The sequence below is a fragment of the Psychrobacillus sp. FSL H8-0510 genome, from assembly GCF_038008345.1.
Classification (GTDB): Bacteria; Bacillota; Bacilli; order Bacillales_A; family Planococcaceae; genus Psychrobacillus; species Psychrobacillus psychrotolerans.
Genome location: NZ_JBBOYZ010000001.1, coordinates 228,042 through 241,830 on the forward strand (window position 1 = coordinate 228,042; position 13,789 = coordinate 241,830).

Annotated in this window: 13 protein-coding genes; all 13 read left to right on the top strand. The window is 36.7% G+C overall.

Annotated elements, in window-relative coordinates; all coding sequences use genetic code 11:
* Nucleotides 1-4: 4 nt before the first annotated feature.
* The 13 genes from MHI40_RS01175 (at nt 5) to MHI40_RS01235 (ending at nt 13,750) form a co-directional block, all read left to right on the top strand.
* Entirely contained in the window at nt 5-1,018 is a 1,014-nt protein-coding gene (locus tag MHI40_RS01175; RefSeq protein WP_340761180.1) for an ABC transporter permease, read from the top strand.
* Nucleotides 1,011-2,702 carry a dipeptide/oligopeptide/nickel ABC transporter permease/ATP-binding protein gene (locus MHI40_RS01180; RefSeq protein ID WP_340761181.1) on the top strand — a complete coding sequence of 564 codons (1,692 nt, stop codon included), beginning with the start codon at nt 1,011-1,013 and terminating at the stop codon, nt 2,700-2,702. Before MHI40_RS01175 ends, MHI40_RS01180 begins: the two co-directional genes overlap by 8 nt.
* Nucleotides 2,699-3,496: an ABC transporter ATP-binding protein gene (locus MHI40_RS01185; RefSeq protein WP_340761182.1), complete on the top strand. Its 798-nt coding sequence runs from the start codon at nt 2,699-2,701 to the stop codon at nt 3,494-3,496. The genes MHI40_RS01180 and MHI40_RS01185 overlap by 4 nt, the downstream gene beginning before the upstream one ends.
* Nucleotides 3,496-4,125 carry a phosphate starvation-inducible protein PhoH gene (locus tag MHI40_RS01190; RefSeq protein WP_340761183.1) on the top strand — a complete coding sequence of 210 codons (630 nt, stop codon included), beginning with the start codon at nt 3,496-3,498 and terminating at the stop codon, nt 4,123-4,125. Before MHI40_RS01185 ends, MHI40_RS01190 begins: the two co-directional genes overlap by 1 nt.
* Entirely contained in the window at nt 4,125-4,733 is a 609-nt protein-coding gene (locus tag MHI40_RS01195) for a hypothetical protein (protein ID WP_340764337.1), read from the top strand. Before MHI40_RS01190 ends, MHI40_RS01195 begins: the two co-directional genes overlap by 1 nt.
* Before the next feature lie 100 nt (nt 4,734-4,833).
* Nucleotides 4,834-5,358, top strand: a complete 525-nt coding sequence (locus tag MHI40_RS01200) for a hypothetical protein (protein ID WP_340761184.1) — start codon at nt 4,834-4,836, stop codon at nt 5,356-5,358.
* Nucleotides 5,359-5,815: 457 nt separating this feature from the next.
* Entirely contained in the window at nt 5,816-6,811 is a 996-nt protein-coding gene (locus MHI40_RS01205; RefSeq protein ID WP_340761185.1) for an ABC transporter substrate-binding protein, read from the top strand.
* Nucleotides 6,812-6,887: 76 nt separating this feature from the next.
* Nucleotides 6,888-7,748 (top strand): ABC transporter permease, encoded by an 861-nt coding sequence (locus MHI40_RS01210; RefSeq protein WP_340761186.1) that lies wholly within the window; start codon nt 6,888-6,890, stop codon nt 7,746-7,748.
* Nucleotides 7,745-8,956: a quaternary amine ABC transporter ATP-binding protein gene (locus MHI40_RS01215; protein ID WP_340761187.1), complete on the top strand. Its 1,212-nt coding sequence runs from the start codon at nt 7,745-7,747 to the stop codon at nt 8,954-8,956. Before MHI40_RS01210 ends, MHI40_RS01215 begins: the two co-directional genes overlap by 4 nt.
* 227 nt (nt 8,957-9,183) lie before the next feature.
* Nucleotides 9,184-11,160: a bifunctional diguanylate cyclase/phosphodiesterase gene (locus MHI40_RS01220; protein WP_340761188.1), complete on the top strand. Its 1,977-nt coding sequence runs from the start codon at nt 9,184-9,186 to the stop codon at nt 11,158-11,160.
* A gap of 97 nt (nt 11,161-11,257) precedes the next feature.
* Complete coding sequence (locus tag MHI40_RS01225) at nt 11,258-12,178, top strand: DUF2971 domain-containing protein (RefSeq protein ID WP_093536460.1); 921 nt, start codon at nt 11,258-11,260, stop codon at nt 12,176-12,178.
* 143 nt (nt 12,179-12,321) lie between these two features.
* The gene (locus MHI40_RS01230; RefSeq protein ID WP_340761189.1) at nt 12,322-13,086 is read left to right on the top strand and encodes a sporulation protein; all 765 of its coding nucleotides are present in this window, start codon (nt 12,322-12,324) and stop codon (nt 13,084-13,086) included.
* A gap of 412 nt (nt 13,087-13,498) precedes the next feature.
* The gene (locus tag MHI40_RS01235; protein ID WP_340761190.1) at nt 13,499-13,750 is read left to right on the top strand and encodes a hypothetical protein; all 252 of its coding nucleotides are present in this window, start codon (nt 13,499-13,501) and stop codon (nt 13,748-13,750) included.
* Nucleotides 13,751-13,789 lie beyond the last annotated feature (39 nt).

A 13,789-nucleotide genomic window follows, 5' to 3' on the forward strand; every position in this document is an offset into this window, starting at 1 on the left:
AGAAATGAATAGGACTCTATCGTCAATTGGAAAAAAGCTAATTCAATATGGACTGGTGTTCCTCGTAGCATTGACGATTAATTTCGCTTTGCCCCGATTAGCCCCAGGTGATCCGCTGTTATATTTTTTCGGCGATACGATAAATGAACTAACAGAAGTACAAAAGCAGCAGGCTCTTGAATCGATAGGTCTCGATGGGTCTTTATGGGAACAGTATATTGTATATTTACAAGGGATTGTGACATTTGATTTTGGGGTGTCAATTAAATATGCAGAGCCTGTGATGACAATAATAGGCGATAGATTGCCATGGACATTGTTATTAGTGGGGCCAGCTATGTTATTAAGTGCTGTAATTGGCGTTATATTGGGCGCTTATTCTGCTTGGAATCGTGGGAAAGGTCGTGATGTCTCACTATTAATAGGAATGCTGACCTTACAAGCTGTTCCAGGTTTTTGGGTAGGACTATTATTTTTAGCTGTTTTAGCGGTTCAATTAGGTTGGTTTCCTACATACGGGGCTTTTTCAATGATGCAAGATGGAACAACTTGGGGGTATATAAAGGACGTTGCAGTGCATGCGATCCTGCCGCTTACTACGATCACATTAGCAACAGTAGGATCGAACTATTTGCTAACACGTTCTTCAATGCTTGAATCTCTTGGGCAAGATTATATCACGATGGCAGAGGCAAAAGGTGTACATAAAAAAGGGTTAATTTTTAATCATGCATTACGCAATGCTTTGCTACCCATTTATACGCATTTTACGATGACATTAGGCACTTTAGTGGGTGGAGCAGTGGTAGTGGAATCTGTCTTTTCTTATCCAGGAATTGGTCGATTGTTATATGAAAGTGTTATTGCAAGAGACTTTCCAATGATGCAAGGCATATTTTTAATTATTACACTTGGTGTGATTGGAGCAAACTTATTTGCTGATTTAACGTATCCACTTATTGATCCTCGTGCACGTACGCTTAAAAAGACAAAGGGAGCGGATATGAATCATGCGTAAATCAACAAAAGTCATCGGTACTGTAGGATTCATTTTATTTATTGGTGTTGTACTCTTTGCTGTACTTGGACCTTTTATCATCCCATATGACGCATATAAGCAATCTGGCCCTTCCTTTCTGGCTCCTAATAGTGACCACTTTCTTGGAACGAATGATATGGGACAGGATATTTTAGCGGAGCTTGCGGAGGGGGCACGAACTTCATTAACGATTGGAATTTTGACAGCTCTATTTGCCACACTCATTGGAGGTAGTGTTGGTATTCTAGCGGGTTATATCGGAGGTTGGTTTGAGGTAATTGTGATGCGTGTTATTGATGTCGTATTAACACTGCCATTTCTACCTCTGATGATTGTTATTGCCGTATATATGGGACCAGGAATATTTACACAAGTATTTGTTATTACTTTAGTTATGTGGGCTGGAAAGGCAAGGCAAATTCGCGCACAAACTTTATCTATTAAAACAACAGGACCAGTGCTAGCAGCTAGGACGATGGGAGCAAACCATTGGTATATTTTCAATAAACATATTTTTCCGAGCGTTTTTCCCCTATTCATCCCACAATTTGTTGGCGCTGTAAATACAGCCATCTTATTGGAATCTTCACTTAGTTTTTTAGGGATGGGAAATCCATTAGTTAAGAGCTGGGGAAGTATATTATATTACGCCAATAGTCGAAGTGCATTTTTAACAGAAGCATGGGTTTGGTGGATTATTCCTCCTGGTATTTGTATTGTCCTAGTGGTCTTAGCCTTTTCTTTAATGGGCTATTTTTTAGAAGAAAAAGTGAATCCAAGACTAAGTTCATACGCGGTCACACCGAAACGTCAAAAACAGGAGAAAGTAGAGGATTTAACGCTAGTTGAGCGAGATATTATGCTGTCTGTTCAAAATTTGACTGTCGAATACCCTAAAAAGGGCTGTTATCAAGAAGTAGTATCTAATGTTTCTTTCGAAATACAACGAGGGGATGTGCTAGGAATTGTGGGAGAGTCAGGAAGCGGTAAATCAACAGTAGCTGCGAGTATTATCCAACAGCTGAAGTTACCGGGAAGAAGCAAAGGCTCAATTTATTTTGAAGGACAATCACTAGAAACATTGGATGATGAGCAAATACGTCAACTTCGCGGGCGGGACATTGGATATATTGCACAAGCTGCGATGAATGCGCTTAATCCTGTTATTACTATTGAAAAACAGTTAAAAGAAGCAATCAAAGTACATAAAAAATTAGACGAATCTAGTATGGACCAACGTGTAATAGAAGTAATGACACAAGTCGGACTCGATACTAAATGGAGATTTTCTTTCTCTCATGAATTATCTGGTGGTATGCGTCAGCGCGTAATTATTGCGATGGCCTTAATAAATCGACCGAAACTTATTATAGCTGATGAGCCGACAACCGGACTTGATGTAATTGTTCAAGTTGAAATTGTTCAGTTACTACGAAAATTGCAACGTGAGTTAAATATTTCAATGATTTTTATATCGCATGATTTACCAGCTGTACTATCGGTTACGGATCAGATAATTATTATGAAATATGGTCATATCGTAGATAGAGGTGAGTCGATTGAAGTCGCTGAAAACTCAAGTCATCCATATACGAGACGTTTAGTCGATTCAATCCCGTTATTGAAACCGAAAAAAGGGAGAGAGACGGTGCTGATTTCATGACATCTTTAGTGGAGGTAAAGGAATTACAAAAAACATTTGGTCGCACAAAAGAGGTACAAGTAAATGTGCTGAAATCTATTTCATTTTCATTAAAACACGGTGAAATTATCGGGCTAATCGGGGCCAGTGGCGCAGGGAAGAGTACGATTGGTCGTATAATTGCTGGTCTCGAGACGTCGAACGGAGGAGAGGTTTTTTTCGAAGGCCAAGAGGTTTTATCTCTTACTGGAAAAAAACGTCGTTCCCTTGCTAAGTATATTCAAATGGTGTTTCAAGATCCATACGAAGCCCTCTCATCACGTATGAAAATTGGTCAGCTTGTAGCAGAGCCACTTGTCATTCAGGGAATTGATAAAGGAAACAAAGAAAAACGTTTAGAAAAGGTACGATATGCGTTAAATAGTGTGTCATTAGATCCTGATAAATATATAAATCGTTATCCACATGAATTATCTGGAGGAGAGCGACAACGGGTTGGTCTTGCGCGTGCTTTCGTATGTGAACCGAAGCTTATTATTGCAGATGAACCAACGTCCATGTTAGATACTTCACTACGTTTAGAACTACTGGAATTAATGAAAAAAATGAATGAATACAATCAAGTCTCTTACTTATTTGTTACACATGATATTGCTTTGACACAAGGGTTTTGCGATCGATTAATCGTGTTACAACAAGGTGAAATTGTAGAGGATGGTAAAACAAATGATATTATTCAAAATCCGCAACATCCTTATACAAAATCACTCATCGAGGCATTGCTCGTATTAGAAAATCATAAAGGAGATCAATAATGAAAGCTAACTTTATAGAACTAAATCCAGGAGCAATTTTTGCACAACGTGGTAAAAATAAAACAAGAGAAAATTTTACGAATGTCGATATTTATAACCTATCCAACATCGATTTAACAGCTTATAACTGTTTAGTTATAAGTGGATTTGCCGATCAAGACTTTTTATATGAACAACGTCAAATCATTCTAGATTTTGTGAATGCGAGAAAAATACTCATATTTTCAGGTAACTTAGTAACAGATTGGTTGCCTGGTGGTCAGTTATTTGTGCCAAAAGAGATTAATAGTCATAAAGACTATGAGGTGTCGATTCATAAACAGCATCCAATATTTGAAGGTGTATTGGAGGACGATATGACCTATAACAAAGGGGTTTCTGGATTTTTTGCACGAGGGCATCATCCTACTCCAGAGGGCGCCGAAGTTCTCTTAACTTTACCAGGGGATACTCCAATAACGTATATTGACCGTGTGAGCACAAAAGGAACTATTTTAGTCCATGCGGGTTCAGACTTGTTTGGTTATATGAAGCCTGAGATCAACAAAACAACCGACCGAATTGGTCCACAGTTAGTAAAATGGGTACATGAAGAGATTGCGATGCTACAAGAAGAGGTGACTACATGATGAAAAAAATAGCAGTTGTTTATGGTGGTAGCTCACACCATCATCGTACATATAAAATATCTGAGTTTGCCAAGTACATTAATCGACTTATTCCCATACGCGAATTAGAAACTGCTTCTTTGGAAGGTGTCGATGTATTGCTTGTTCCTTCTCAAACACATTTGGGATTACTTAAGAAAAATGTAGAGAAGATTTATGCGTTTGCAAATGGTGGGGGAACAGTCGTTACGTTAGGTCCACAGGGATTTGATTGGTTACCTAGTCACAAATGGGAATTCCGTCCTACGAACTTTTGGTGGTGGCTAGACAAAGATCCGAAAAGTGGTCTAGTATTATCTGCTCCTGAGCATGACTTATTTAAAAATTACTTAACTCTTTCTGATGCAACATGGCACCAACACGGCGTATATTGGCCGCCAGATAACTGTGAAGTGCTCGTTTCAACAGATGACGGTGGGGCGGTTATTTATATAGATAAAGTAAGCACAAAGGGTACTTGGTTAAATACAACACTGGATCCGGATTTCCACTACGGTTCCTATTTCATGCCTGCAACGGAACAATTTTTAAGAGGCTTTTTACCGTGGCTGGTGGAAGGAAAGCTATAGATATTGCCTCGATATAGTTTCTGGAGAATTTGTTTTTCTCATAAGGCGCGCAGGCTCAGAAAAAGGGTAAAGCTCAAAAAAAAATTAGGGGATAAAACGCATGCAAACAATCAAGATCTATGATCGTAATGATTTAATAGAAATTAGCTTTGAGGACATTTACAAATATCATGGGACACTTGCTTATATGGCGATAGGTGTAGGCTTCCGAGTTATTCAAGCCGCTTTTGAAGCTTTATATGGTGAGGACGTTCCAAATCGTAAAGATATTTCCATCCTATCTGGTCATGGAGGTCCTGGATTTCGCGATGTTTTCGAATTTGTTACCCGTGCTCAATCAAGAGGTACATATATAGTCGATACAACTTATCCAAAAGCTCAATACGATCCATATCGTCCAACATCCTATGCGTATATTTTTACACGTGAAACCGGAGAAGCAGTAGAGGTGGTATTAAAGGAGAACTTCTTACCTCCTATTTTTTATGAACTTTTGAAAAAAGGCCGTGAAGACTCATTTACACCTGAAGAATACTTATACAATGAACAACTAAAACAGAATCTTGGTAACCGAGCATTACAATTACCGATTAACGAGTTAGTAGAAGTAACAAAACTGAAATAAGTTTAGTTCAAGTTACTAATGAAGTCGCTTGTAGACCGGTGTCAAATGCTTCCCTGGAGATCTGAGAACTAAACTAGGGAAGCTATTCGACATCGCAATGAAAAAAATTAGTAAATCTTTTTTGTGATTTTCTCATCAAGGAAACAATGATCGTAGGCATGCCCTTCAAAGAGGTAACTCTTAGATTATAGTAATCCGCCAAAAATTCCTCCTTAAATGTTGTATTCAATCGAATAAGTCAAACTAGCTCTTCTGTTAATATACCTCTGTTTACCTCCATCTATTTCCCCTCTCGCTTTAAACTCTACTAACATGAAAACTCTTAGAAAAGCGCATCAAATTTTTGAAAATTGTAGGTACATAAAAAATAACATGATTAAAGTTTAAAAAATAGGGTATGTAATAGGGGGTTAGGGCTATGTGTCTAATTTAATAAATAGAGAAACGGGGATAAATTATGAGGAAAATGATGTTGTTTACTTCTTTGTGTGCACTTTTAGTACTTGGTGCATGTAGTAGTGAAACGAGCACAGACAGTATTGAAGTGATTAAATTTGCAGATGCAGGATGGGATAGTATCCGTGTACATAATAGTATAGCTCAATTGATTGTGGAAGAAGGTTACGGCTATGACACTGAGGTTACAAGCGGAACCACGGCAGCTACTTTGCAATCATTAGAAAAAGGTGACATAAATGTCTATATGGAAATATGGACGGATAATACAAAAGACGTTTATGAAAAAGCAATTGAAAGTGGAAGTATAGTGAAACTAGCAACTAATTTCAATGATAATTCGCAAGGACTATATGTTCCAACCTATGTTATAGAAGGAGATGCGGAAAAAGGGATTGAAGCGGTTGCACCTGACTTGAAAACTGTACAAGACCTAGAGAAGTATCCAGAGCTGTTCCAAGATCCTGAAGATAGCACTAAAGGAAGAATAATTGGAGCGCCATCTAGTTGGGCGGTAAGTGAACACTTGGAGTCGAAACTTGAAACTTATGGTCTAGATGCAAAATTCAACTATTTAGCACCAGGATCAGACTCTGCAATCGTTGCAGATCTAGCGGGAGCATATAAAAAAGGTGAACCTTGGGTAGGGTATTACTGGTCACCAACATGGGTAACAGCTAGTTATGACTTAACATTACTTGAAGATGTTCCATATGACGCAGCAACTTGGGAAGAATCCAAAGGAACTGAATTCCCTCCAAATGATGTTGTAATTGCTGTTCATAAAGATTTACCAACACAGGCAAAGGATGTTACGGAATTCCTTAGTAAATATGAAACTAGTAACGCTTTAACAGAAGAAGCGTTAGATTATATGAACGAAAATGAAGTGGAACCAGAAGAAGCCGCACAGTGGTGGATGAAAGAGCATGAAGATATTTGGACGACGTGGGTGTCTGAAGAAGTTGCAGAAAAAGTAAAAGCAGCTTTGAACTAATAATTCATGATAAAAAGTAATCTATCCTATAAAAAATGAGGTGAATGCGACTGTTCTTTGAAACAGTCCATAGTCTATGACAGAATTTCCAGATGTACGAATACCAATAGGGGATATAGTAGAAAATTTTATTGATTTTTTGGCGATGAATTTTGATGCATTCTTTGATTTTATTTTTGTTATTTCTTCTTCCATGATCAAGGGTCTAGAAGCGGGTCTTCTAGCAATCCCTTGGTGGATTTTTATTATTATTATTTTTTTACTAGGATGGTATTTTACTAATTTGTATGGAGGACTTCTTTTTGGTTTCTTTATATTTCTGATAGGTACATTCGATTTATGGCCAGAAACAATGACTACTATTTCAATAGTATTAATCTCTGTTATATTGTCTTTATTAATCGGGATTCCACTAGGCGTTGCGACGGCATTTAGTAAATCATTGTCTACTATTATGAGACCAGTTTTAGATGCCATGCAAACTATGCCAAGCTTTGTTTATTTAATACCTGTAATATTTTTCTTCCCATTAGGGAATGTTCCAGCCGTTATTGCTACTATTATTTATGCACTCCCCCCAGTTATCCGACTGACTGAGCTAGGAATTCGTAATGTAGATAAGGAAGTAGTAGAATCAGCACAATCATTTGGTTCTTCCACTTCTCAAATGCTTATGAAAGTACAATTACCTCAAGCATTGCCAACTATTATGGCGGGTGTTAACCAAACAACAATGATGGCGCTATCTATGGCAGTTGTTGGATCGATGGTAGGTGCTCAAGGACTTGGAGAGTGCGTACTGTATGCGATAAATCGTATTGATATTTCACTTGGTTTTGAAGCGGGGATTAGTATTGTATTCTTAGCGATAATAATTGACCGAATTACCGGAGGAATTGCAAATCGCCTTCAGAAACATAGGAGGGATGTAGCATGACAGTTAAACTTAAGGTAGAAAATGTATCTAAAATATTTGGACCAAGACCTAAAAAGGTCATTTCAATGGTTGAAAAAGGTGTTCCAAAAGATGAAATTCTTGCGAAAACGGGCCATACGGTAGGTGTATATAATGCATCTATGGAAATTATGGAAGGCGAGACATTTGTCATTATGGGACTATCTGGTAGTGGAAAATCTACGCTCATTCGTTGCTTAAATTTATTGAACAAGCCTACCTCTGGGGCAATTTACGTCGATGGCGAAAATGTAGTTGGATATAACAAAAATCAGCTAAAGTATTTCCGTCAGAAAAAAATTGCAATGGTGTTTCAACATTTTGGTTTATTCAGCCATAGAACGGTACTAGAAAATATTGAATATGGCCTAGAAATACGAGGGATGTCTAAAGCAGAGCGTCGGGAGATTGCCGGGAAACATTTAGAAACAGTAGGGCTAAAAGGATACGAAAACCAATTTCCGGATGAACTATCTGGAGGGATGCGTCAACGTGTAGGAATTGCTAGAGCACTTGCGAATGATCCGGACATTTTACTTATGGATGAACCATTTAGTGCGCTTGATCCGTTGATCCGACGTGAAATGCAATTAGAATTACTAGATATACAAAATAAACTACAAAAGACTATTATTTTCATCACACATGATGTTAACGAAGCTTTTAAAATTGGTGACCGTGTAGCGGTGATGAAGGATGGCAAAGTTGAACAAATCGGTACTCCAGAAGAAATTCTTGAAAAACCGGCAAGCAATTACATTTCAGAATTTATCCGAGATATTGATCGTTCTAAAATTTTGCAGGCGGAACATATTATGTCTAAGCCATATGGGTTAGTTTCCTTAAAAGATGGGCTGAATGTCGCTATTCAAGTAATGAGAGAAAATGGTATTTCTAGTGCATTCGTTACGGATCGTAAGCGCCAGCTACAAGGAATAGTTACTATTGACCAAGCGATTAATGGTCTCAAAGAGAAAAAGACCTTACAAGAAGTAATGTCTACAGAAGTGAAAACAGTAAAGGCGGATGAATATGTACAAGATATTATTCCGTATGTATTAGATTCAAAATACCCCATCGTCGTTACGGATGAAGAGCTAATGATTAAAGGAATCATACTAAGGGTTCATGTATTAGCAAGCTTAATCAGCGAGAGTATGGACGAACAAAAAGAGACACAGAAACTATAACTAGTTTCTGTGTTTTTTTCAAGTAACAAATATTCTTTTCCTGAAATTTTATCCTCACTATATAGTGTTAATATAAAATTAATAGTACTTTTAAATTTTTACTTATATATTACTTTGAATTAAGTATGTTATAGTCTAATTGGTATAGTGAGGTGGAGAATATATTTAATTTTAACAATACTAGTCCTTCAAAAGATGCATATTTGGAAATTAGCGGTGAATACTCTATGACAATAGTGGTATTTTCAATTATTATAGCGATTGTAGCATCTTACACGGCAATTTCCTTGAAAAGAAGAGCAAAAGAAAATAGTTTTTTTCATAAAAGCTTCTGGTTACTGCTTGCCTCGCTATGCTTGGGGTTTGGTATATGGTCTATGCATTTTATAGGAATGGGTGCATTTTCATTGCCAGTAAATATGAGCTACAACAAAACTATTACGCTTATATCAATTATTCCTGCTATGTTAGCTTCATTTATAGCTTTCTATTTGGCAGACCTTCCAAGACGAAACTATTGGTCGTATGTATTCGCGGGGATAGCGATGGGGATAGGAATTTCCTCCATGCATTATATAGGAATGTATTCGATGGAAATGGACGTTATTTACACTTATGACCTTCTACTTTTTTTAGTTTCTATTTGTATTTCAATTTTTGTTTCTATTATAGCAGTTTACATTCTTGCGAAGGTTCATACCTATCAGTCGAAAAATATACTTCTGATTTTAATCTCTTTAATCATGGGGTTGGCTATTTCTAGTATGCATTACACCGGTATGGCAGCTATGAACTTTTATATTCCCAAGGGGTATGAATTGAATCATGAGGCTTCTCATATGACCGAAATGTATGGATTAGCAGTCATTGTAGGTTTAGGAATGGCTATACTTTTGGGAGTATTATTACTTTCAAGTTTGTTAGACCGGTATATTGAGTATCGTGGGAATTACTACGATGCATTAACACAATTACCTAATCGACGGTTGTTTGAAAAGAAAATTCAGTCACCTAAAGTTTTAGCTATTTGGCATATACATGATTTAGAGCATATAAACAGAGAGTTCAATTATGCTTTCGGTGATGAGGTGATTCGAGAACTAGTACATATGTTCAAATCTATATCACCTTCCAAAACAGAGCTTTATCGGATAGGAGGGAATCGTATTGCTTTGCTAACTAGGGATGTGGATAGTGCAAAGCAGTTAAAAGAGGTGTTGAAGAAGCTAGCAGAGTCACTTCGTGAGCCTATTCGAGTCCAAGATAGAGAAGTAATGCTGTTTGGAGTATGTGCTATATCTCAAGCCGATTACGGTGAGAAGGACACTGATATCTATAGAAATGTACTTGCCGTTTTAAACTATCCTTCTATTATGTATGATCATGATATTATTTACTATGATTCTAGTATTCATAGGTATACATTTAATCTTGAAATAGCTGAAGATGTAAATCGAGCTATGAAAGAAAGCGAGTTATATCTTGTTTATCAACCGAAATTTAGTTCGTACTCGCAGTGTATTGATGGGCTCGAGACATTATTAAGATGGAATCATCCTAAATACGGTAATCTATCACCTGCTGTTTTTGTTCCAATTTTAGAGGAATATGACCGTATGGTTAAAGTGACTGACTGGATAATAGATGGGGTTTGTAAACAAATAGCATCTTGGAAATTGGAGGATATTTCATTCAAACAAGTAGCTATTAATATTCCAGGCGAGTATATAACTTCCCCTTTGTTATTAGGGGTATTCACAGAAAAGTTAAGCGAATATGGGTTGGAGCCATCGCAAATAGAATTAGAAATAACTGAGAATAGTTTTGTGAAAAATGTGGAAGAAGCTATGAGGGCGGTAAGTAAATTTAGAGAAGAAGGTTTCTCTGTTGCATTGGATGACTTTGGTACTGGGGTATCGTCGCTATCTTATTTAAAAGAAATGCCAATATCAACCTTGAAAATTGATAAGTCTTTTATAGATGATGTACCGAAATCCTCTAAAGATTCATCTATAATTACCGCTATTATTGCTTTAGGAGAATCATTAGACTTAAATGTTGTCATAGAAGGAGTAGAAACAAAAGAGCAGGTGGATTTCTTAAAGGACACAAGTAAAAACCCAATTTTTCAAGGATTTTATTTTGCAAAACCGATGAACCCCCATGATCTTGTTAAGTGGTATCAAGCCAGAGTGGAAGGATAATTTCTTTCTAGCTCTGGTTTTTTTGTCTTAAAAATCAATAGCTTTTGGACATAAAAAGAGGGAAGTAATACTATAAAAGTATAGGAGGTGCTATGGGATGTCTAAATCTGAGGTAGAGAAAAACCTTTTAAATATTGATATGAAGGCTCTTATTCCTTTAATAAGTAAAGAATTTAAAAAATACTTCACAAAAAATATTAAGGCGTTATATCACTATACAAATTTAGAAGGAGCACAAGGAATTATTAGCGATAAAACCTTTTGGGCCTCGCATATTAAATTTATGAATGATTCCAAAGAATATAGTCATGGGTTAGAGGTATGCGAAAGTATCGTCCAAAAGCTTATTCAAGAGTTACCTCTAGAAAATCCCAGAAGAGCATATTTGGAAGAGGTCTTTACGATTTTAGAGGAACAAGACACAGATATTTTTGTCGTGTCCTTTTGTGAAAGTGGAGACCTATTAAGTCAATGGAGAGGATATAGTCGAAGTCAGCATGGGATTTCTATTGGTTTTGACTTTTCATCGTTATTTGATGTTTCTTTTCATCTAAGTGAAGAAAACTTTTTTCCGCGGAAGGTGATATACGATCATAAGTTGCAAGAGAGAATTATTCGTAGGATTATAAATGTTTCACTCATTAGTTTAGAGCTAAGTGAAGTAAAGCCACAGTTCTCTCCTAAGGAAGTAGCAAGAACGATTGGATACTTTCTACCACTTTTTAAACATGCTACTTTTTCAGAAGAAAAGGAATGGCGGATTATTGTGACCAACTCTAGGAGCATGTCATATCAGCATGAGCTGAAATTCCGCGCGCGCGATAATATTATTCTTCCATATATTGAGTTAGAAACACATAACAAAGTACTTCAAAATGACAATAGACTGCCAGTCAATCAAATCATTATAGGACCTTCGGGAACAAATGAATTTACGGCAAGAAGTATTAATTATTATTTGAAAAATGTAGGATACCCAACTGTTCCTATTAAACTATCGCATATTCCTTATCGCTAATAAGAAAAGCTTATGCGCTTATACTAGCCTTGAACGTTGGTGGACAGCTGACGAGTAAGAAGCAGAGTATTTTTCTAATAAAAGTGAAACCTATTGCGATGTAAAAGCGTAAAAATGTTATTAAAATCAAAGGAGAAATGTATATGTCATTTTTCAATAAAGTATTGGCAAGTGTCGGGGTTGGTGGAGCTAAGGTAGACACTAAACTAGAAAAGTCAGAGTTTACTGCTGGTGAAATTATGCAAGGTGTAGTAGAAGTGGTTGGCGGAAACTTAGAACAACAGATTGATGCGATCTACTTAACGGTAAATACAACATACATTCGTGAATCGAATGATCTAAAATACACGGACGTAGCAGCTTTTCAAAAATATAAAGTCACTGAACCTTTTACAATTGGGGCAAATGAAAAGAAAAAAATTCCCTTTTCACTAACACTTCCTGAAGATGCGCCAGTCACTTATGGAAGCACGCGTGTATGGATTAGCACAGGGTTAGATATCAAAAATAGTATAGATCCTACAGATAAAGATTATATTAACGTACGACCAACGAGAATAGCGGCTCATATTTTGGAGGCAATTGAACAGCTAGGATTTAAAATAAGAAAAGTTGAATGTGAGAAAGCCTCTCATAAATTAGGTAGTCGATATCCGTTTGTACAAGAATTTGAATTTGTGCCGGTTAGCAGCTCCTATAAAGCGAAACTTGATGAACTAGAAATCCTATTTTTGTCTCAGTCCGCACAATCAGCTGAAATTTTAATGCAGGTTGACCGAAGAGCAAGAGGTTTTGGGGGACTACTTGCAGAGGCTTTTGAAATGGACGAGAAATTCATTCGATTGACTATTAATGCACAAGATATTCCAACTATTAAAGACAAACTAAAGAGAGCAATAGGGATCTAGGGCATAATTCATTCACAATGCATATAAAATAATAAGCACCTTCAACTATTTTAAAATGGTTGGAGGTGTTTTGATAGGGAGTGCGTTTTTTTACGGAAAGCTTGTTTAGTGGCTAAACTATCGCTCCAAAAGCTACTTTCCCAGTAACTATTCCTGTTCAATACTACTTCAAATAATCGTATTTGCACTTTCTATAACTGCATTATTTGCAACAGGAAAAGGTAAGTTGGCTATTGTATTTGGTTGTAGTGTTTTAATAGAGATGATTTTAATGTACTCCATAGAAGACAAAAAATATAAAGTTAAAACTATTATAGAGGTATCATGCAAAATATTAGTAGATAACTCTTAGAAGGAAATATTGGAAGCTTTGTTGAATTAAAGGATATATGAAGAGCACTACAAACCAGCTGTGCAGCTTGAGCAAACGATTAGGTTGTCAGAGAATCTTTATGGAAGTATAAAACTATCACAGGAGTGGATACCAGTACTCCAATCATTTAATGATTCTCCAATAATTCCATCGTATTATTTTGGTTGGAATACATATGATAGCGCAGATAAGTCGACATATCCTGAAAGAAATGAAAATGGAAATTCTTCCGGGGGCGGAGATACATTTATTGACTTCCCTATTTACTTTGGGGAATCAGTATTAGAGTAGGTGTACTTTAAGAAATTATTAGTGCAAGCGCTTGCATAA